We start from the raw sequence: 20,591 nt of genomic DNA, 5'->3' as shown, positions 1-20,591 counted from the left end.
TTCTAATTGTAGTTTCAGTGATCAAGCGATTTTCATCCCGCTCGCAAGCTGTTATTCTTGAACAGAATAAATAATAAGGAATAATTATGACTATTAAACGTATTGACCCCGATAATCGTTGGTCGGAAGCTGTTATTCACAATAATGTGATTTATTACACCAGTGTTCCCGAAAATTTGGATGCCGATATTATCGCTCAAACCGCTAACACACTTGCCGCGATTGATGTGATGTTAGAGCGTGTCGGCTCTGATAAAAGTAAAATTCTAGATGCCACTATTTTCCTAGCGGATAAAGCCGATTTTGCGGGTATGAACCAAGCATGGGACGCATGGGTTGTTGCAGGTAGCGCCCCCGTTCGTTGCACTGTTCAAGCTCTGTTGATGAAACCCGAGTACAAGGTTGAAATCAAAGTTGTTGCGGCAATTGACTAAGTCAATTTCTTCATAGAAAAAAGGGCTACCATTTTTGGTTAGCCCTTTTTTGTTAGATCCGCCGTGCGAACAGCGATACATTTACACACATTCATGCGCTAAATAGTTTGTGGTGTCGCTAAGCGGCAATCGCGCTAATCCCAAGGAGCATATAATAGTATGTGACTTGGGTTAGCAAGAGCAGCCAACAATGCTACAACACAAAATATGACGCGCATTAAGACATCTTAATCAACACCATTCCTAACAACAGTAACACTATTCCACCCCAGCCTTTATAATTCAGGCGTTGATTAAACAGTATCCACCCTGCTGCTACTGTCGCGATGATCCCGAAAGCTCCCCAGAGCGCATAAGCGATGGATAGCTCGATACCTTTTACTGCTTGTGCAAGAGAGCTAAATGCCCCAAGTACGGCCAACAGCGAGAGTATCCCTAGCCAATATCGTTTAAAGCCATTCGACATTTTTAACAAGATATTCGCTATAATTTCCAATATCACCGCTAAGATCAAAAACGCTGCATGCCACCATTCAAAATGACTGGCCATATTACGCCTCCGACTTAGCTTCGCGTCCAACTAAGGCACTTGATTTAGCTGCGTTGACCGCATGTTGAGTGGCCTGTTTTACTTTTTGAGCCGATCCACGAACTGTCGCTTTTTTGGTTCCTGATTTAATCAGGCCAATACCAGTGATCAATAATACCAACCCACCTATTTTCATAGGTGATAATGTTTCACCAAACCACATAACACTAAAAGTGGTAATGAACAAAATACCGATACCTTCCCAAAGAGCGTAGGCAACACCTAATGCAACTTTTTTCACTGCGATGGCGAGAAGAATGTAAGAAGTGGCTATCATCACATACATGACCACCATGCCAGTGAAATCGCCGCTCACACTGGCGTGCTTCATTGATAAGGTACCAATAACTTCAGTTACGATAGCTAATATTAAAAATATCCAATAAATCATTATAATATCTCTCTATGTACAGCCGCGTCATAGCCTGTTTTTTGTACAGATCATGCAAACAAAAAGCGTTAACGCAGTTGTTGAAAATTCAAATAAAAACAATACGATGCTGAATTTATTCAGCGAAATGAATAATCGAGAGAGACGCTATAATGCACCACACCAGTAGTGTTCACTGGAAAGGATAGCTGAAAGGAAAAGCCTGTGTGTCGTTCTTTTTTGGGACTTGCTGATCTTGCCGCTAGTTGAGCTAAGCATGATATCTTATTCTTTTCATCAGGCGGACATCCACCCAATTTACTCCGAACCCTCATGTTGATAGTTGATTACACACTATTTTTAGCATGCCATTTTTATTAAGTCAATGAATATAAACACATTTTGTATTGAATAAAAATATGCATAATTATTCATTAATATGCTAATTAACCCTTGAATTAATGACTAGCAGGCGAATAACCAAGCGTTTGTGGTAAATTTCCCATCGAAATTTTTTGATGAAAAATTATAATTTCACCACTTTTTCTTCTCTCATTACTACATCACCGTGCTATTTGATCTTTAACATTGACAACCTAGTTGAACAAGCTTCTTATAGTAGCTATATGATTGACATACATCTAAGAGAGCGTCATGAGCACCTTTAGTCTTACCTCTAACAGTTTTCAAAATGCCGTGGATTCAACACCATTACCTTATGATGTTGTATCCATTCAATCACAAGTGATTTATGGCAGTGTCGGTAACAGCATCGCCGTCCCTGCACTGACAAAACAAGGGTTGCGCGTCGCGGCGGTTCCAACTGTTGTTCTTAGCAATACCCCTCATTATGCCACTTGTTATGGCGGCGAATTACCCAGTGAATGGTTTCGTGGCTATTTAAACGGCTTTGTTGAACGCGGCAGTTTAGATTCCGTTAGGGCCATTTTAACAGGCTACTTGGGCTCACCAGAGAAAGCACAAGACTTAGCTAACTGGCTAGCTCGCGTTCGTGAAACGTTCCCAAACCTGCCAGTTATTGTTGACCCTGTGATGGGCGATGAGGATAGCGGGTTTTATATTCCCCCTGAAATTGCCGAAGTTTATCGTGATCACGTTATCCCTTTAGCGACAGGGATTATTCCAAATAAATTCGAACTCATAACCTTAAGTGGCAAACACGTTGATACCTTGGATGATGCAATAGCCGCTGCACGTAGTTTATTGCAAGGGAACACACAATGGGTAATCATCACCAGTGCTTTCCAACCCGATGAAGATAATATTGAGGTCGTTTGTGTCACCAAAGGGGATGTCGCAGTGATCCGCCACAAACGTTACCCTGTCACACCAAAAGGGACGGGTGATTTGTTTGGTGCAGAACTTACAGCGCAGCTATTAGCTGGGTTATCCGTTCCTGACGCCGCAAAAATGGCCTGCTTACGCATAGAACAAGCGATTATCCACATGGCTGCTACTGGCCGCAGTGAACTCGTGTTGTAATGATCGAGTAGGCCTCATCTGAGGCCTATTGGTTTCATCACCCGACACTTTGTAAGCGCTCCCATAACGTTTGTTGTTGGTAATTTGCCCTGAATATCCCTTTTTCGACTAATTTAGGGACCACTTGTTCGAGAAATAACGTTAATGATTGTTCTGAACCACACGGCAAAGCGATAAAACCATCGCAAGCTTGTTTGTCTGTCCACCTCTCAATTTCATCAACTAAATCACTCACCGTACCAATCACCCGCCAATGTGAAGAGCCATTGACCTCTGGAGCGGATAACAGCATTTGGATCGTAGGTTGGTGCTGGCAAATATAACGCCTTAATAACTGAGCATGCGTTTGGCTATATGGCGCTTCGGTACCTTCAGGTAACATTTCGGGCGTGATCACGGTGTCAATTGGTAGCTGGCTTAGGTCTAAATTAATTAATGATTCTATATAACGGAATTTAGTTCGTGAGTCCGCATTGGCGTGAGTTTGTTCAAACAAACGATAAGCTTCTTCCCGACTGTCGGCTAAATAAAAACTCAAACCTGGTAATACCTTAACCGCATTAGGTTCCCGCCCTGCACTTACAACACGGCGCTGAATGTCCTGATAAAATTCTATTGCACAGTCAATATCCGGTGTGGCGGCAAAAATACCATCCGCAACAGCAGCGGCAAAATCACGCCCTGCAGGTGATGCTCCCGCTTGAAAATAGGGAATAGGCTGCGAATTAGCAGGAATATTCAGTGGGCCTTCCACATTAAAATAGCGCCCTTGGTGGTTAATTTGTTGGATAGATGAACCGCTGTAGCGACTTTCACTGGATTGATATTGATCTGGTTGGCTATTGGGATGGCTTGCCCATAGAGCTTCAACAACAGCCGTAAATTCTTTGGCAATTTCATAGCGCTCCTCTGAATCCGGTAACGTTTTCAAGCCAAAATTTTGCTGACCTTTGAGCGCAGTGACAATATTCCAACCTACTCGACCATTAGTTATCCAGTTTAGAGACTGTAACTGTCTCGCAGCAATATAAGGTGGGTAAAATAAGGCCGAAATCGTGGAAACAAAACCAATGTGATTTGTTGCATGCGCAATTGATGCTATCAATAAAGATGGGTCTATTCCGCCAAAAGCTGGGGCTTGGTTTCCTTTATCGATATTCAAAAACTGGGCATCTGGTCGAAATAAAAAATCCAGTTTTGCCGCCTCTGCGCGTTTGGATAGCGCAATATAATAACTGGGGTTCAGAATAGCTTCTCGTTGGTTAGGATCTTGTTTGGCACTTTGCGTACTTACCCAAGTTGGTGACAGTGATAGGCCAATACAAATCGTTTTTTGTGTTCTCACTCGCATTTTCCCTTAATGATCACTTCAATACTTGTTGTTAATGATATTGGTTATGATTATCATTAACAACAATATTTAATCTATTAATAACAGCCTGTTTTGTTTGGAAAACTGCCATGTTGAAAACATTTGTCTGCGCTATCACACTATTCTCTACCCTGAGTGTTTCAAGCATCGTTTCGGCAACCGCCCTTGTCGGCGCTGATAGCCAGTCATGGCCTAGAACCTTTACCAGTGTGGATGGTTCTATGGTCGAAATAAAAAGTAAACCAACGCGTATTTTATCCGCCTCTGTTTCAATCACTGGTACATTGCTCGCCATTGATGCGCCAGTGATAGCTAGCTCCACCACGGCAAACGGGCAATTTTTTGCACAATGGGACGCTATTGCAAAACAAAAAGGCGTTGAAAAGTTATGGTCTGCTGGCAGTGTGGACTTGGAAATGGCCTATGCTGTCGCACCTGATTTAATTGTCGTGTCCATAAATGGCGGTGATACTGTTTACCCACAAGTTTCACAGTTTCAACAAATTGCACCAACGATTGTATTAGATTATGGCAAACAAGGTTGGGAGAGTCTGGCCCTGCAATTAGGGCAAGCTACAGGGCAAGAAAAAGCCGCCACCGACCTCTTAGAGGGTTTCGATAAATTTATCGAAGAAAGTAAAAGCCAATTACAGCTTCCTGATGGCGAAGCAAATATTATTGCCTATTTTGGCCCCGGAACAGTTAACCCCGTTTCACTAAAAACTAGTCCTCACGCCATCTTACTGCAGCAACTTGGGTTTAGCATTGAAAGTGCGCCTTCTGAATGGCAGCCGAAAGATAAACCTGTCTCTGACTTTGTTTGGGCACAATATGAGCACCTGACCCAACTGAATGCGCCAACCACTTTTTTATTACGTGGAACCGATAAAGAAGCGCAAAACTTTATGGCAGACCCGATCCTCGCCAATCTCAATGCAGTCAAAAATAAGCAAGTTTATGGCCTAGGTGCAAATTCATTCCGTGTTGATTATTACAGTGCGCAAGAAATAATTAATGACATTGTTGCGCGTTTTAAAAAGCATGAGTCCTGATATGCCATTAACGCGAACTTCCCTAAAATGGCCAGTGGTTATTTGCTGCTTATTATTAGTCACTTTTGCCATTATTAGCCTTGGTGTTGGTAGCCGTTCTGTTGCTATTTCAACGACTTGGCAATCTTTCACTCAGTTTGATAACACAAGTAGTGAACACTTGTTAGTTCGCTACCTGCGTTTTCCTAGAACCTTACTTGCGATTGTCATTGGTATTGCTCTTGGTGCCGCGGGGACACTAATGCAAGCAATAACACGTAACCCTTTAGCTGATCCGGGCCTGTTTGGCATTAACGCAGGGGCAATGGTTGCTATCGTTCTGGTTATCGCATTCACAGGTATCACCGATGTGACAATTTATATGTGGTTCGGTCTACTGGGTGCGGGTATCGCAGGCGTAATTGTGTATCTTTTAGCCGGAGTCCGCCAAGGCTTGAACCCCATTCGGATGGTGTTGTCCGGTGTTGCTCTCTCGATTGTTTTGCTCGCTATCACGCACATGGTGACCGTAAATAGTGATGAACAGGTATTTGACCAATTTCGCCACTGGGTTGTCGGTTCATTGCAAGGTCGGGGTTTTGATGTCCTTTTTCCGATCAGCGGTCTGGTTTTGATAGGTTGTGCGATTGCCTTATCCCTGACGAGAGCATTGGATGTGGTCATTTTAGGTAATGACCTAAGCCATTCTCTTGGCGCAAACCAAAACCGAGTCTGGCTTCTTTCTGCCGTTGCCATCGTATTACTCGCTGGGAGCGCAACGGCTGCCGTTGGGCCAATTAGTTTTTTGGGACTGACTGCGCCTCACTTTGCTCGCTCTCTGGTTGGTAGTGACTACCGACGTATATTGCCAATGTCAATGTTACTCGGTGCGACCATTCTGCTCATTGCCGATTGTACTGGCCGAATCATTGGCACACTTGGGGAAATCAGTGCTGGTATCATGATCTCTTTAATTGGCGGGCCTTTCTTTATTTATCTGGTTAGACGCTGGCGGATTATTACGCTATGAAAAACAAAAATAACTTCAAAACCCTGCATTTTCGCCGCTATTCTTGGGTAATTTCCACCAGAGACACGGTGATATGTGGTTTATTACTGTTGATCATAACTATGCTTTCATTTTGGGCGGTCACAACAGGCAAATTCTCTATTGCGTTACCAAACCTGATTAATATTTTAATGGGTGAAGAACAGGGCACCATCCAACAAAAAATCGTCATGGATATTCGCTTACCTAGGTTATTAACCGCTATCGGCGTCGGTGCTGCACTTGGGGTTTCCGGGGCGATATTTCAATCTATATCACGTAATGTTTTAGGTTCACCCGACGTTATTGGCTTCACAACAGGGGCTGCAACGGGCGCATTGTTACAAATTATCATTTTCAATGGCAGCGTCCCTGCCATTGCCTTTTCAACTATCTTTGGCGGATTAACCACTGCTTTAGTCGTCTATGTTTTATCCCTAAAACAGGGAAAGATGTCAGGCTATACACTGATCCTAACCGGTATTGGTGTCGGGGCAATATTGCATGCTTTTAATGCGTTATTATTAGTGAAAGGCAATATTGATAATGCCACGATTGCGAATCTGTGGCTTGCTGGCTCGTTAAATGCACGCACATGGCTACATGTTTACCCTGTTTTTATCGGCCTATTGATTTTGTTACCTTTCATTATGGTACACGCAAAATCACTCACATTAATGGAAATGGGTGATGATATGGCACAGCAACTTGGTGTCAATGTCGCACGGGTAAGATGGATGATGATTTTCAGTGCTGTCCTGCTCGCCTCATTAGCTACGGCCTGTGCAGGTCCAATTGCCTTTGTTGCCTTAGCTGCCCCTCAACTTATTGTCCGTTTAAGCCACTCAGGCCAACTGCCTATTATCGGTTCTGCCTTGATGGGCGCTGTGCTGCTAATTTGTGCAGATACCCTTTCTCAGCAACTCCCTTTTGGTTTAACCCTACCCGTTGGATTAATGACTGGGATCATTGGAGGGTTATATTTGCTTTGGTTACTAACACGCAGCTCACATCTTTAAATATTAATGATTATTATTATGTTTATGTAATGATAATCATTATATATAATAAAACTAACAATAATAAACTACGTAATTTTATTTCTATTTCAATGGGCTATTAGGAATGGTAATAGTTCATTTTTCGTCACTGGCAAGTAGTGAATGCATCTCATCAATCGTCTTATTACATGCTCATAGCATGAAGGAAAAGATTAATGTCTGATGTTCCAGCTATTAATATAAAAAGAAAATCAATAACAACGATGGTACAAGCTGCTTTATTTAGTACCCTTTGGGTCGCTATTCCACAAGCGTATGCAGCTGATACCGAATCGACTTCGCAAAGCAATAAAAAGCGTGAAAACCACAGTGACGTACTAATTGTGACAGGGGAAAAACTGAATAAATCAATATATGACACTGGTTCCAGTGTCACTGTGTATGATTTTAAACAAATTGAAGCTATCCCCAATGCCGATGTCAATACGCTGTTGCAGATGACACCCAATATCGTTGATACCGGAAACAGCAATGCCTTACCCGCTATTCGAGGCGTGGACGGCTCAGGCCCTGCACAGGGTGCAATTGCCTTCCTTGCCGGCACGCGGCCACGGGTTAATTTTTCTGTCGATGGCCGTTCCTTTACTTACAATGAATTTGGATATGGTGCACAGTCTTTATGGGATGTTGACAGCGTTGAAATTTTCCGTGACCCACAAAGCTACGTACAAGGGCGAAATGCCATTGCAGGGGCTATTTTAGTCAAAACTTTAGACCCGACATTTTATTGGGAAGGTGCAGTAAAAGGGGGCCTCGGCCAACAAGGTTTTCAACAAACTGCCGCCATGGTTTCGGGGCCGTTAATTGATGATAAACTCGCTTTTCGTTTTACGGTAGAAAAGCAAGAGCGTGAAAGCTTTACCAAAATGGATAGCTACTCTCCCGTCGGTAATCCACGTGATATTGAGTCAACCACCGTTCGTAGCAAATTATTATACGAACCCCTCGATATGCCTGAATTTAAAAGTAAATTAACATTCTCACATATGGATAGCCGTTCGCCACAAAATGAAGCTAATATGGCGAAAAATTTAGCACCAGAAGCCCCTTCTCGTTTCCGACCTGTTATCGAGCGCAAAACCACCAGCGGTATTTGGAATACCTCATGGGAAGCCAATGAAAATTTAACGTGGGAAAATACGCTAATCTATACGGGGTTCACTACCCACCGTCGAACAAAAGCACCAACACCGCGCGCAGACATTGATGCCAAAGAATTTGAATTAGAACCAATGCTGCGATTTAAAACCGATAACGACATTCTCAATGGGATCGTCGGTGTGCGCTATTTCCATGGTAAACAAGATGAGTTTGTCGATTTATTTGGTGGCAGTTACTTTGATGATAAAACAGAAACTGCTTCCGCTTATGGGTCTGTCACCTATGCAGTAGTTCCCGAAGTTGATATTACTTTATCAGGACGATTTGAACGAGAGCAGCATACTCGTAAAGGTGGAAGCCCCGCGGTATATATCGACTTCGATGAAACCTATAACACCTTCTTACCCAAAGCCGATTTTGCATGGAAACCCGCTCAAAACCAGACGGTTGGGTTCGCAATTGGACGAGGTTATAACGGGGGTGGTGCAGGGGTAACCCTTGGAAAACCAATCGTCACCTATACATATTCCCCTGAATACGTGTGGAACTATAGTTTGTATGGTCGTAATAGCTTATTGGATAACAAGCTATCAATCATGACCAACCTGTTCTACAACGATTACAAGGATATGCAATTACCCTTTTATTTAGGGCCCAATTCGACCACGATTCGTAATGCAAAGAAAGTCGAAACCTATGGTGCTGAATTTAGCGTTGCCTATCAGCCCGTTGAGTCATTAGAACTCAATACCGGACTCGGTTTATTGCGAACCAATATTAAAGACTTTGGTAATAGTGGAATCGAAGGTAAAGAACTCGCCCGCGCCCCTAATTACACTGCAAATGTAGGTGCAAAATACCAATTAACTCCATCCATTGATATCAGTGGTAATGTGCAGTTCTCTGGTGATTACTTCTCGCAAGCTAATAACAATGAAACATCTAAAATAGACTCATTTTGGGTTGCAAACCTGCAATTAGGCTATGACTTTAAGTGGGGACGTGCGACGGTATTTGCCCAAAACCTGTTTGACTCGGATAAACGTATTTTGATCCCAGATAACAACATTGAAACCGCGATTTATCAACGCCCTAGAATGTTAGGTGCAACAATGGAACTGCGTTTCTAAAATTACTTTTAACGTCAATAAATAGAGGTGTAGGTAAAACGCACCTCTTATTTTAATAGCACAATGAAATTATATGAATAATAATAGTCGGTTACAAACCCATGCATTAACGCTCGGTTATCATGACGTCCCTATTTGCCATGATATATCATTAATAATCCCTGATAACCAAGTGACTGTCATCATTGGGCCTAATGGGTGTGGTAAATCCACTTTACTGCGCAGTTTATGCCGTTTGTTAACGCCACGCTCCGGCTATGTTTCCCTTGACCAGCAACCATTGTCAACCTATTCGACTAAAACATTAGCTCAACAAATAGCCTTGTTACCACAAACAATGCAAGCGCCATCAGGTATCACTGCCATGGACTTAGTGGCTAGAGGCCGCTTTCCTCATCAAAGCTTAATGCACCAGTGGCGTAATGAAGATAAACTCGCGGTTACTGAAGCGATGCAACTGACTGGTATTACTGAATTTGCTGATACCCCTGTCGAATCGTTGTCCGGAGGGCAACGCCAGCGCGTTTGGGTTGCGATGATCCTCGCCCAGCAAACAGAAATTATCCTGTTAGATGAGCCAACTACCTACCTTGATATTGCTTATCAAATAGAGTTACTCAATATTTTTCAGCGTTTAAACCAGCAACAAGGCCGTACTATTGTCACCGTACTGCATGACCTCAATCAGGCTTGCCGTTATGCAGACAACCTCGTGGTCATGGTAAAAGGCTCGATTGTTGCCCAAGGCAAGCCCCAAGATATCGTCAACGCTCAATTAATTAAGCAAGTATTTGATGTCAATTGTTTAATTACGCCTGACCCTATCACCCACACCCCAATGATAGTGCCTTATTAAGTCTATTTTTATGCAAAAAAAAAGCCCCACCTGTGAGATGACCAATTTATTGAGTCACTTCAAGATGAGGCTTAACTGCAATGAATAACTGTTTTACCTATAATTATTCAAATTCATTCCAAGAACGGCCATCGCGAGCAATCATTGCAACAGAAGCAATTGGCCCCCACGTTCCCGCTTGATATGGTTTTGGTGCTTCGTTATCCATTGCCCATGCATCCATGATAGAATCAACAAATTTCCATGCTTCTTCAACTTCATCACGACGTACGAATAACGCTTGGATACCACGCATTGCTTCAAGCAGTAGACGCTCATAGGCATCGGCTAGATGAGTTTGATTAAAGGTTTCAGAGAAACTTAAGTCCAATTTAGTGGTTTGCAAACGGTGTTTATGATCAAGGCCTGGAGCCTTATTCATAATTTCGATATCAATCCCTTCATCTGGCTGCAAACGGATAGTCAGTTTGTTTTGTGGTAAATCTTGATAGCTTTCAGAGAAAATATTCAGTGCAGGCTTTTTAAAGTACACAACCACTTCTGAACATTTTGCTGGTAGGCGCTTACCTGTACGTAAATAGAAAGGCACACCCGCCCAACGCCAATCGTCGATATCCACACGTAGTGCAACGAATGACTCCGTCATACTCTGCTTGTTAGCCCCCTCTTCCTCGAGGTAGCCAGGGACTTTTTTACCTTGAACAAAACCAGAGGTGTATTGCCCACGCACTGCTTTTTCACGCACATTGGTATGGTCAATACGGCGTAATGAGCGCAACACTTTGACTTTCTCATCACGAATACGGTCAGTGGTTAAATCGGCAGGTGGCGACATGGCAATCATCGTCAGAATTTGCAGTAAGTGGTTTTGAATCATATCGCGCATTTGACCTGCTTGGTCAAAATAGCCCCAACGGCCTTCAATCCCAACTTCTTCTGCAACAGTAATTTGCACATGGTCAATCGTACGATTATCCCAGTTGTTGATAAACAACGAGTTTGCAAAACGCAGCGCTAACAGGTTTAAAACTGTTTCTTTGCCTAAATAGTGGTCAATACGATAAACTTGGCTTTCGTCAAAGTATTTCGCTACTTCATTATTGATTTCTTGAGAAGATTCCAAATCAGTACCTAATGGTTTTTCCATCACGACACGGTTTGGTTTTTTGTTTAATTTTGCGTGACCAAGACCTTGGCACATTGCACCGAATGTGCTTGGTGGCATGGCAAAGTAATGAATAGCTGGGTGTGAATCTTGCTTTAGCATATCCGCTAAACGCACAAAACTGTCTGTTTCGTTAACGTCTAAATTACAGAAATCTAAGCGGGCACTGAGTTTTTCCCACAATGCTGAATCGAGTTCTTCTTTTAAGAATTTGTCTAACGCTTCTTTAACGAATTCGACATAATCAGCTTGTGTCCAATCTGCACGGCCTACGCCGATAATTCGTGTGTCAGGGTGGATGTAACCCGCCTTTTCCAACTGATATAAAGAAGGAAGCAGCTTACGACGCGCGAGATCTCCCTTGGTACCGAAAATAATTAAGTCACAAGCTTGAGCAGCATTATGTACCGCCATATTGGTTCTCCTCAATTTGCGGAATCTAAGACCTAACTAGGATAGGCCTTATTGTAATTTTGTTAAAATTAGCCCTAATTCCGCTAATGTACCCTGTTGCTAGTGCTCAGTAAATCTTCATGATACTGATCACAGTTTTTATGCTGAAAAAAGCAGCATATCATTGTTCTTAACTGCCATTATACACTTTATGTCATCCTACCCGTAAAACTAACTCGAAAACTGAAAGGAGCCAGCTTCCGTAATAAAATGACAAAAAATGAGGTCAACTTACTGAGGTGAAAATTAGATACGCTTCAAAGTTTACAAAAAAGCTGCCATTTATCACCTGCATTCAGATAGCCTACTTACCGCACATAGTATATTTTCACTCTAAGTGATTGCCTCACGACAGCCAGCTTATAATGAAACATAACATAGCGTGATGGCAGAAAAATTTCTCCTTTTGATGAAATAGGCGCTTTTGCTATTATGAATATTTTAGAACAAATGAAAACCAGCCTCGATTTTTTAAGCAAATCGGAGAAAAAAGTGGCTGAAGTGATTTTAGGGATGCCACAGCGCGCTATTCATCTGAGTATCGCAACCCTTGCTCAATTAGCTGATGTCAGTGAACCTACAGTTAACCGATTTTGCCGAAAGATGGATACCAAAGGGTTTCCCGATTTCAAACTTCGCCTCGCCCAAAACTTGGCTAATGGCACCCCCTACGTTAATCGACATGTAGAAGAAACGGATACAGTAAACACCTATACACACAAAATTTTCGAATCCGCGATGGCGGGTCTTGATCATGTGAAACATACGCTTGACATCGGCGCAATTAATCGAGCTGTTGACTTACTCACCCAAGCACGAAAAATTAGTTTTTTTGGCTTCGGCGCATCCGCTGCCGTCGCTCACGATGCAATGAATAAGTTTTTTCGCTTTAATATTCCTGTCATGTATTTTGATGATATTGTCATGCAACGTATGAGCTGTATGAATAGTACTGAAGGGGACGTCATTGTGCTCATTTCCCATACTGGGAGAACAAAAGCCCTTGTTGAGATGGCTCAATTAGCCCGACAAAATGATGCAACGGTCATCGCTATCACTTCAGAAAATGCCCCTCTGGCACAAGCCGCTTCATTATCTATCATTATTGATGTCCCTGAAGATACTGATATATACATGCCGATGGTTTCTCGAATGGCGCAACTTGCTGTTGTTGATGTATTAACAACTGGATTTACGTTAAGAAGAGGTGAAAAATTTAGAGATAACTTGAAGCGTGTCAAAGAAGCCTTACGCGATTCGCGGTTTGATAACGTCTAAAGCTAAAACTGACAGGATAAAATGTCTTTCTGTGCTCATCGGACTTTAATAGTTTTACAGACCTGATAGCATTAAGAAATTTGCAGTATATAATAGCTGTGCTCGTGTCAGCATCCCTATTTGCAGTAAACAGGTTTCGAAATGGAGTGAAATGGTTTCACTCTTTTATCAACACCATTACAGGTCAACGGAGTCATACATGTCTAGACGGCTTAGAAGAACTAAAATTGTTACAACTCTTGGTCCAGCTACTGATCGTGATAATAACCTCGAAAAAATTATCAATGCAGGTGCCAATGTTGTTCGCCTTAACTTCTCCCACGGAACTCCAGAAGACCATCAGCTACGTGCTAACAAAGTGCGTGAAATTGCCGCTCGTTTAGGTCGCCATGTTGCGATCCTCGGTGATTTGCAAGGTCCTAAAATTCGTGTTTCTACGTTTAAAGACGGTAAAGTATTCTTAAATATCGGTGATAAATTCATTCTTGATGCAAACTTAGGCAAAGGTGAAGGTGACCAGCAAAAAGTCGGCATCGACTATAAAGGGTTACCTGCTGATGTCGTTCCTGGTGATATCCTGCTACTTGATGATGGGCGTGTTCAATTAAAAGTCCGTGAAGTACAAGGTTTGCAAGTCTTTACGGAAGTAACCGTTGGCGGCCAATTATCAAATAATAAAGGTATCAATAAATTAGGTGGTGGCCTTTCTGCTGAAGCGTTAACAGACAAAGATAAAGAAGATATCAAAACTGCCGCTAAAATTAATGTCGACTACTTAGCAGTTTCTTTCCCACGTTCAGGGGAAGATTTAGATTATGCGCGTCGTTTAGCGCGTGACGCAGGTTGTGAATGCCAAATCGTAGCGAAAGTTGAGCGTGCAGAAGCCGTTGCAAATGACCAAGTTATGGATGAAGTTATCCTTGCCTCTGACGTTGTTATGGTCGCTCGTGGTGACTTAGGCGTGGAAATTGGTGATCCTGAACTCGTTGCTGTCCAGAAAAAGCTAATCCGCCGTTCACGTCAATTAAACCGTGTCGTTATCACTGCAACCCAAATGATGGAGTCAATGATAACAAACCCAATGCCAACACGCGCAGAAGTCATGGATGTGGCGAATGCAGTGTTAGATGGCACGGATGCGGTGATGTTATCCGCAGAAACCGCCGCGGGTCAGTACCCAGCAGAAACCGTTGCCGCCATGGCACAAGTTTGTTTTGGCGCAGAAAAAATGCCTGGTTTAAATGTGTCTAAACACCGTTTAGATGCTGAATTTAGCAGCCCTGAAGAAGCCATCGCGATGTCAACGATGTACGCAGCTAACCATCTGAAAGGGGTAAAAGCAATTATTGCGATGACTGAATCAGGTCGTACCGCCCGTATGATGTCCCGCATCAGTTCTGGCTTACCTATTTTCGCTATGTCACGTCACGAAAAAACACTGAACCAGTGCTCATTGTATCGCGGCGTTACCCCTGTTTTCTGTAGCACACACACTGATGGTATTGAAGCTGCAGCTGAGGCCGTCACTCGCTTACGTGATAACGGCTATTTAATGAGTGGAGATATCGTCCTCGTGACCCAAGGTGACCTGATGGGTACAGTAGGAAGCACTAATACTTGCCGTATCTTAGAAGTCGAATAATCTTCCCTCTGTGTTCAACTGAGCGGAATTAGGTTATCGAACATAAAAGGCAGCGGTTATTCGCTGCCTTTATCATATCCGTATCATCAAGCTTTTGCCTTCTTCCACTTGGCAAACGCATCGCTAATTATTACGGCAATTTTATCGTAATTTTCCCAACTATTTTCAACATGATAAGTAGACGGTAAATCACTTTGTAAAACACGTTCATAATCATCGAAGTACCCACCTTCTTCTGCCCCGTAATAAAACTCAGTGAACGCATTACCTTCATCGTTTAAATCTTCACTGATAAATTTTTCATCACACATAGAAATTAAGAATTCGCGACCATCCATTTTTCGTGCTTTAACTAACTCAATTTCATCTTCCGATTCTTCAAGGTGAAACTCACCAACTAAATTATTTTGAATGATCCAAGTCAGGTAAAAACCAATGTGCGTTCCACCATTTTCAGTAGGAAGCCCTTCAGGGTAATCGCCTCCATAGTGCCAATCCATACGATCAATTGCCATTGTCTTTTACACCTTCATTATTATTTATCAACGACCATTACTATACAGGGTTAAATTCATTTAATTGATAGGAAATTTGGCATAAAACAGTGTGCTTCTGCATTTAGTTGTTTGCTAAATACAGAAGCTACCATTGCTAATGATATTGTAGATTAAACTGTAATGTGCCATTCGCTTTGCCTGTTTTCGTTGCAGATTGTGTTTGTATATAGGCGGCTTCTAAAGGAATATTATATAACCCTGCACTGCTATTTTTTTCGACTAAAGTCATCAGCTGATTCAATTTAATTGGCTCGCCTTTATATTTAACTTGAATAGCATAACCTTGCGCGGTATTGATGTCGCTTAAGTCATTCAATGCAATAGCCCCTGGTGTTTGGCTCGCATCTTGTGTTCCGATAAACGTTACCCTAATTGCCGAAATAGGGTCACAATCGAGTTGTATTTGAAGATTTTTCTGACTCTCTGGACTCGTTGACCCCACGCCTGAAAAAGTTGTTTTGCTAACATTTCCAAAAGGAACATCAATATTTTTATTTTTCACTTCGCACCCGCTTGAAACTACCTTTACTGGACCCATCATGACTCGTGGCTCCGTTTTTCCATATGAATCAGACGTAATAAAACCATTGTTGTACAAAATAAGCATTGCAGCCTCAATACTGGGTAATGTTTGTGTTGTAACATTTTCACCCACTTTATAAAAATCTGCTCTTAACTGTACGGAATAGGATGCTGAAGATGAATTAACACCACAAATCATTCTATTGCTAATATTTCCATCTTTAGTATTCACGCCGTCAACATATGCATTTCCTGAACAAGGGCTTGTCACTGTGCCATGAAGCGCATAGCCTACACCTGAGCTGTTGATCTCTCTCACATAACCAACACCAGGGATTTTTATTGATGGAGCTGAAAGCCCTGTAAGATAAATTCCCACTTCTGTTCGACCTGTGACATTCCACCAAACCCACGGTGTGTAACCTCCCAAATCGACCGAATCAATAAAACTGCCAACAGGCAAAGTTCGAGGCACATAAAGTGTTTTTGCTACATCTTTTGTTCTTGTCACAAATTCAGCTCTATATTCTGCGAAACCAGATTGTGAATATAAAAGCGCAGGAATACAGAATATTAAACCTAATTTTTTCATGATAACTCCTATTCACAAACGCGTTCTATAAACTGAATTTTGTCACTCTCTAGTGATAATAAAAGCGGCACAGTGCATTGCTGCGCTGGTTTATTCCCCCACTTCACTTTAATAACACTTTGCTCTGGTACACCACTTAAATACACTTCACCATCATTGGCTACAATACCACTAGTCACTTGTTTATCTTTTTCAAACACGAAGACTTGAGTACCAAAAGCAATCGGATTATCTTTATTCATTAACCTTAATAAAATTCTTGCCCCGCGTTTCGCTTGGAAATTTGCTAATACAATTGCACCTTGTGTCGGAACAACTGTCGTCGTATTGATTGCAACATCATTATTTCCTGTCAATGTGGCAGTATCCACACTTACCTTATTACGTTCATAACGTGTCACTGTTGGAATAACCGCATAACCCGAGGCATCCGTATATAAAGCTTGGGAGTTATTCACTTTAAGATTGTCGATATCTTCCGCTTTAACTAATACCGCTGAGTCATAAATTGTTCGAGATGCCGTCATTCCGCCAGAATGCAGTAACAGCGCACCTGTTGCACCTAAATCTACAGAGTTATATTTAGGATCATAGTTATATCCAGCGCTGTATTCTCCTGCAGAAATAATATAGTTAGCACTTATCGAATTACTGTATTCATTTCTGCTATGGTTATAACGTTGAGTAAGGTCGTATTGAAGGTTATTATCTTCTAAACGTGTGCCATTAAAGCTAAGCGAACTTGTTGAATCTCCTTTACGACTAGTATTAAAACTATAATTAACCCAATTATTTTTCTGACCAATATCAAATGGGATACTCAAATTCACCGAAAGCATTTGATCATTTGTATTAGAGTAGTCTTGCTTTATATATGAATAAGCAACACTGTAGTTCATCGCGTTGTAATTTGAACTAAAACTCATTGTCAAATTTTTATCTGAACCGCCCTTATCCCAATAATACTGTTGATAGCCATTGACGGAAAAATAGCCAACTCCATCCAATGACTGTGAAATAGACGCTTGGAATTGTTGCTTTTTCCTGCCTATATCGTAGAAGTAGTTATTTGATGAAGAAAAATCATAATAGTTTTTTGTTGAATAACGATATGAAGCTAACGAAAATGATGTACCTGTACCAGGCAGGTATTTTGAATATTGAACGCGATATGATTGCCCATCCGCTTTTGTTTTATCAATTAATGTTGTCGAGGCTTGCGTAATATCCGTTGAGATAGCGCCAATATTTCCCAAATTGATGCCAGTTCCCATTGTATAAGCTTGGTAATCAGCGGAAACTAAAAAACCACCATATATCGACATGTTATAAGGTAAACCATAAATTGCAGAAGCTTGTGCAAAATTAGGATTTCTTCGCGCATTATCAACATTATATTTACCAATATCGAGACTGTATTTTAGCGCTCCAGACCTTTGCATCATTGGCACAGCTGAAAATGGTTGAATAAAAGAACGTGTTGTACCATTTGTTTCTTCAATAGTAACGTCTAAATCACCACTATAAGATGTTGGGTAAAGGTCATTAATCGAAAACTCACCTGGCGGTACTGTCGTTTGGTAAATGACATTACCATTTTGCCTTACCGTCACAATGGCATTGGTCTGTGCAATTCCCGTTACAACAGGTGCAAAGCCCCTCTGGCTTTGTGGTAACATGCTCTCATCTGACGCTAATCTAACCCCACGAAACGGGTTGCTTTCCATTACACCATTATCAGAAGATGTTTCGCCAATCGTTAAACGGCTTTTTAATGTTCGAATATCCCGTTCTAAATAAGTTTGTAGGTTATTCCAATGGCTTTCATCCATCGTTTTACTGTATGTACTATGATTTCTTAGCCGCCATGCATTTAAATTAATGCCACTTCTCAAACCTAGAAATGAGTTATTATTGTTATCTCTGTCTTTATACCAATACTTGTTATATCTTGCTGTATAATTAACAAACGCGGCATTAATTCCGTCGTCCCATTCACTTGGTTCAACATAACCACGGCTCGTATTCTCTAACCCAATTTGAGGAATACTTAATTGCAATTGATTAACTTCAAAATGATAGCCCAGCTTCGCCCCTGGAATAAGTGTCTCAATGTTTTTCACATATTCGTTCTCATTCATATCTGAGAATTCTTGGCTTACTGAATTTTTCACTCCCCATTCTAATAACATTTTTTTTGTCACTTCAGGGATGAGCTTTTTTATTTTATTGTCATAAACAAAGGTTATGCTCTTGTTCACAACTAAATTATTGTTTATATAGATATCGACATAGTAAGTACCTGGCAGTTGTCCACCGACTTGCGAAAGGTAGCCTAAACTATTAACGTCCGCCACTTGGCTTTCAATGCCTGTATTAATTGCATTAATATCAAATATATCTTCAGAAATAGCACTATTTGTATAAATCACCATGCTGATAGGTATAAATATTTTAGAATAGGCTAGCTTATTTTTCGCGCAGGCAACTGACATTTTTATATACTCTTACTTGTTTTTTTTCTCAATAATGGCGCCATAATCATTAATAAATTGCACCACTATAGAATTATCATTGTTCATATTTTTTTTAAGAATATAATCGTTGTTAAATGGGTAAATTAGGTTTTTGCCATTTACCACATTGCCATTCACTAATATATTTTTTATCGACAAATGGTAAGGTGTTTGATTATTAATCATAATTCCATCTGTTTTTTTTACTAAAAAAACCTTTTCGAAGTCGAATGGCTCAATATCTTTTGAACGCAAAAATAATTTAAACTGTGAGTTAATAATTATCTGTAATTCGTTTTCTATTCCACTATCCTTTGGTGGTATAGATTTGATATTCAATAAATACAGTTTTTCCTGATTAGCCCCTATTGGCTCGCCTATATATGAAATACGTGCAGAACCATTTGTGTCAGGTTCAATCCTAAATAAAGGTGGCGTCGCTATAAATGGCGTTTTTCCTTCACCTTCATAGGGTGATACCCAACTTTGTATTAAAAATGGTTTTTCTTTATCACTATTATAAATTGGAATATCAATTTCACGTTTATTCTCTTCATAAACAAATCGTGTTCCCCCAACGCTAATACCTGCTGCGTAAGAAAAATTGGACATAGTGAACGTAAATAAAAATACTGAAAGTAATATTCTTTTCATAAACACAGCCTGGATTTAAGGAAAGATAGAGAGTGGCGAATACCACCCTCTAATAGTATTAATGGTATTGAATACTATAAACTGCACTGCTGTTTGCAGGACCTGCGGTTGCAGCGCCCGTTGCTTTATAACGAGCAACATAGTCTAAATCGACTGTTGCACCATCAAATTCAACTTCTTTTGAATCTTCAAACAGTTTAATTTGTGTCGTTGCATCTTTTTCAAATAAAGCGATACCCACATTTTTAGCAACGCCCGCAGCTTGGTTGATCGCAAGAATGTCACGGTCAGCCGTATCACGTGTGCCGCCAAAACGTACTGTCACTTTAGAGTTAGCAGGGCAATCAACAAGCTTAATTGTAAAATCCTTTAGTCCAGCAACTTCACCTTGTGCAGCTAAGCTTTTTGATGAAACTTTCCCAAGGTCAACATTTAAATTTTTAGAGTTGCTATCTACTGTACAAGCGATATCTGTTATTTCTCCAGTAAAATTAATTGTACCTGAAGCTAAAACGGTTGACGCAGATGTTACAGCTAAAGCCACCCCTATTACTGTTAGGGATTTTTTTAGAATACTCATAATAGTTCCTATAATATAGATCTTTAATTATTAATTATTACTTAATGAATAATTACATTACTCATATTGGGAGTGCGGACGGAATATACCATTTACCTTTAGTTAAGTTAACAAATTGATACATTGAATTTTTTTAA

18 protein-coding genes are annotated in these 20,591 nt (G+C 41.0%); 9 read left to right on the top strand and 9 right to left on the bottom strand.

The window, feature by feature from the left end:
- Positions 1-86 precede the first annotated feature (86 nt).
- Positions 87-434, top strand: coding sequence for a RidA family protein (locus PSF27_RS03955; RefSeq protein ID WP_206084193.1), 348 nt, complete (start codon positions 87-89; stop codon positions 432-434).
- A gap of 217 nt (positions 435-651) precedes the next feature.
- Here PSF27_RS03955 and mdtI read toward each other — a convergent pair whose 3' ends face one another.
- Both mdtI and mdtJ read right to left on the bottom strand, forming a co-directional pair.
- Positions 652-984, bottom strand: a complete 333-nt coding sequence (gene mdtI / locus PSF27_RS03950; protein ID WP_206084192.1) for a multidrug/spermidine efflux SMR transporter subunit MdtI — start codon at positions 982-984, stop codon at positions 652-654.
- A gap of 1 nt (position 985) precedes the next feature.
- Positions 986-1,414 carry a multidrug/spermidine efflux SMR transporter subunit MdtJ gene (gene mdtJ, locus PSF27_RS03945; RefSeq protein WP_206084191.1) on the bottom strand — a complete coding sequence of 143 codons (429 nt, stop codon included), beginning with the start codon at positions 1,412-1,414 and terminating at the stop codon, positions 986-988.
- A gap of 633 nt (positions 1,415-2,047) precedes the next feature.
- Here mdtJ and pdxK point away from each other — a divergent pair.
- Positions 2,048-2,896, top strand: a complete 849-nt coding sequence (gene pdxK / locus PSF27_RS03940) for a pyridoxine/pyridoxal/pyridoxamine kinase (protein ID WP_272680896.1) — start codon at positions 2,048-2,050, stop codon at positions 2,894-2,896.
- 37 nt (positions 2,897-2,933) lie between these two features.
- On the opposite strand, the gene PSF27_RS03935 is transcribed toward pdxK, so the two are convergent.
- Positions 2,934-4,241: an NtaA/DmoA family FMN-dependent monooxygenase gene (locus tag PSF27_RS03935; protein WP_272680895.1), complete on the bottom strand. Its 1,308-nt coding sequence runs from the start codon at positions 4,239-4,241 to the stop codon at positions 2,934-2,936.
- Positions 4,242-4,357: 116 nt separating this feature from the next.
- On the opposite strand from PSF27_RS03935, the gene fepB reads away from it, so the two are divergent.
- The 5 genes from fepB to PSF27_RS03910 all read left to right on the top strand — a co-directional run bounded on the left by fepB (position 4,358) and on the right by PSF27_RS03910 (position 10,495).
- Entirely contained in the window at positions 4,358-5,320 is a 963-nt protein-coding gene (gene fepB, locus PSF27_RS03930; RefSeq protein ID WP_272680894.1) for a Fe2+-enterobactin ABC transporter substrate-binding protein, read from the top strand.
- The gene (locus PSF27_RS03925; RefSeq protein ID WP_272680893.1) at positions 5,283-6,329 is read left to right on the top strand and encodes a FecCD family ABC transporter permease; all 1,047 of its coding nucleotides are present in this window, start codon (positions 5,283-5,285) and stop codon (positions 6,327-6,329) included. The genes fepB and PSF27_RS03925 overlap by 38 nt, the downstream gene beginning before the upstream one ends.
- The gene (locus tag PSF27_RS03920; protein ID WP_241016838.1) at positions 6,326-7,366 is read left to right on the top strand and encodes a FecCD family ABC transporter permease; all 1,041 of its coding nucleotides are present in this window, start codon (positions 6,326-6,328) and stop codon (positions 7,364-7,366) included. The genes PSF27_RS03925 and PSF27_RS03920 overlap by 4 nt, the downstream gene beginning before the upstream one ends.
- Positions 7,367-7,563: 197 nt before the next feature.
- Positions 7,564-9,639, top strand: a complete 2,076-nt coding sequence (locus tag PSF27_RS03915) for a TonB-dependent receptor (RefSeq protein WP_206084187.1) — start codon at positions 7,564-7,566, stop codon at positions 9,637-9,639.
- 73 nt (positions 9,640-9,712) lie between these two features.
- Positions 9,713-10,495, top strand: a complete 783-nt coding sequence (locus PSF27_RS03910; protein ID WP_272538476.1) for an ABC transporter ATP-binding protein — start codon at positions 9,713-9,715, stop codon at positions 10,493-10,495.
- Positions 10,496-10,598: 103 nt separating this feature from the next.
- Here PSF27_RS03910 and zwf read toward each other — a convergent pair whose 3' ends face one another.
- A complete protein-coding gene (zwf, locus tag PSF27_RS03905; RefSeq protein ID WP_206084185.1) occupies positions 10,599-12,074 on the bottom strand; it encodes a glucose-6-phosphate dehydrogenase in 1,476 nt (491 codons plus the stop codon).
- A gap of 471 nt (positions 12,075-12,545) precedes the next feature.
- Here zwf and PSF27_RS03900 point away from each other — a divergent pair, with 471 nt between their 5' ends.
- Together PSF27_RS03900 and pyk are read left to right on the top strand one after the other, a co-directional pair.
- Entirely contained in the window at positions 12,546-13,391 is an 846-nt protein-coding gene (locus PSF27_RS03900) for a MurR/RpiR family transcriptional regulator (RefSeq protein ID WP_206084184.1), read from the top strand.
- A gap of 199 nt (positions 13,392-13,590) precedes the next feature.
- Positions 13,591-15,033, top strand: coding sequence for a pyruvate kinase (pyk, locus tag PSF27_RS03895; protein ID WP_206084183.1), 1,443 nt, complete (start codon positions 13,591-13,593; stop codon positions 15,031-15,033).
- Between the two features lie 86 nt (positions 15,034-15,119).
- On the opposite strand, the gene PSF27_RS03890 is transcribed toward pyk, so the two are convergent.
- The 5 genes from PSF27_RS03890 to PSF27_RS03870 all read right to left on the bottom strand — a co-directional run bounded on the left by PSF27_RS03890 (position 15,120) and on the right by PSF27_RS03870 (position 20,454).
- Entirely contained in the window at positions 15,120-15,548 is a 429-nt protein-coding gene (locus PSF27_RS03890; protein ID WP_272680892.1) for a DUF7832 domain-containing protein, read from the bottom strand.
- Positions 15,549-15,684: 136 nt separating this feature from the next.
- Positions 15,685-16,704, bottom strand: a complete 1,020-nt coding sequence (locus tag PSF27_RS03885; RefSeq protein ID WP_272680891.1) for a fimbrial protein — start codon at positions 16,702-16,704, stop codon at positions 15,685-15,687.
- Between the two features lie 8 nt (positions 16,705-16,712).
- Positions 16,713-19,199: a fimbria/pilus outer membrane usher protein gene (locus tag PSF27_RS03880; protein ID WP_272680890.1), complete on the bottom strand. Its 2,487-nt coding sequence runs from the start codon at positions 19,197-19,199 to the stop codon at positions 16,713-16,715.
- 12 nt (positions 19,200-19,211) lie between these two features.
- Entirely contained in the window at positions 19,212-19,874 is a 663-nt protein-coding gene (locus tag PSF27_RS03875) for a fimbrial biogenesis chaperone (protein ID WP_206084179.1), read from the bottom strand.
- A 58-nt stretch (positions 19,875-19,932) separates the two neighbouring features.
- The gene (locus PSF27_RS03870; protein WP_206084178.1) at positions 19,933-20,454 is read right to left on the bottom strand and encodes a fimbrial protein; all 522 of its coding nucleotides are present in this window, start codon (positions 20,452-20,454) and stop codon (positions 19,933-19,935) included.
- Positions 20,455-20,591 lie beyond the last annotated feature (137 nt).

This window comes from Providencia sp. PROV129 (genome assembly GCF_028482245.1).
GTDB classification, from domain to species: Bacteria; Pseudomonadota; Gammaproteobacteria; order Enterobacterales; family Enterobacteriaceae; genus Providencia; species Providencia vermicola.
Note: the sequence above shows the minus strand (reverse complement) of the source record. Positions and strands in the feature narration are given on the sequence as shown.

Coding starts and splice junctions, on each gene's coding strand:
- PSF27_RS03955 (WP_206084193.1), top strand. CDS start 87: ATGACTATTAAACGTATTGACCCCGATAATCGTTGGTCGGAAGCTGTT.
- mdtI (WP_206084192.1), bottom strand. CDS start 984: ATGGCCAGTCATTTTGAATGGTGGCATGCAGCGTTTTTGATCTTAGCG.
- mdtJ (WP_206084191.1), bottom strand. CDS start 1,414: ATGATTTATTGGATATTTTTAATATTAGCTATCGTAACTGAAGTTATT.
- pdxK (WP_272680896.1), top strand. CDS start 2,048: ATGAGCACCTTTAGTCTTACCTCTAACAGTTTTCAAAATGCCGTGGAT.
- fepB (WP_272680894.1), top strand. CDS start 4,358: ATGTTGAAAACATTTGTCTGCGCTATCACACTATTCTCTACCCTGAGT.
- PSF27_RS03925 (WP_272680893.1), top strand. CDS start 5,283: ATGACATTGTTGCGCGTTTTAAAAAGCATGAGTCCTGATATGCCATTA.
- PSF27_RS03920 (WP_241016838.1), top strand. CDS start 6,326: ATGAAAAACAAAAATAACTTCAAAACCCTGCATTTTCGCCGCTATTCT.
- PSF27_RS03915 (WP_206084187.1), top strand. CDS start 7,564: ATGTCTGATGTTCCAGCTATTAATATAAAAAGAAAATCAATAACAACG.
- PSF27_RS03910 (WP_272538476.1), top strand. CDS start 9,713: ATGAATAATAATAGTCGGTTACAAACCCATGCATTAACGCTCGGTTAT.
- zwf (WP_206084185.1), bottom strand. CDS start 12,074: ATGGCGGTACATAATGCTGCTCAAGCTTGTGACTTAATTATTTTCGGT.
- PSF27_RS03900 (WP_206084184.1), top strand. CDS start 12,546: ATGAATATTTTAGAACAAATGAAAACCAGCCTCGATTTTTTAAGCAAA.
- pyk (WP_206084183.1), top strand. CDS start 13,591: ATGTCTAGACGGCTTAGAAGAACTAAAATTGTTACAACTCTTGGTCCA.
- PSF27_RS03890 (WP_272680892.1), bottom strand. CDS start 15,548: ATGGCAATTGATCGTATGGATTGGCACTATGGAGGCGATTACCCTGAA.
- PSF27_RS03885 (WP_272680891.1), bottom strand. CDS start 16,704: ATGAAAAAATTAGGTTTAATATTCTGTATTCCTGCGCTTTTATATTCA.
- PSF27_RS03880 (WP_272680890.1), bottom strand. CDS start 19,199: ATGTCAGTTGCCTGCGCGAAAAATAAGCTAGCCTATTCTAAAATATTT.
- PSF27_RS03875 (WP_206084179.1), bottom strand. CDS start 19,874: ATGAAAAGAATATTACTTTCAGTATTTTTATTTACGTTCACTATGTCC.
- PSF27_RS03870 (WP_206084178.1), bottom strand. CDS start 20,454: ATGAGTATTCTAAAAAAATCCCTAACAGTAATAGGGGTGGCTTTAGCT.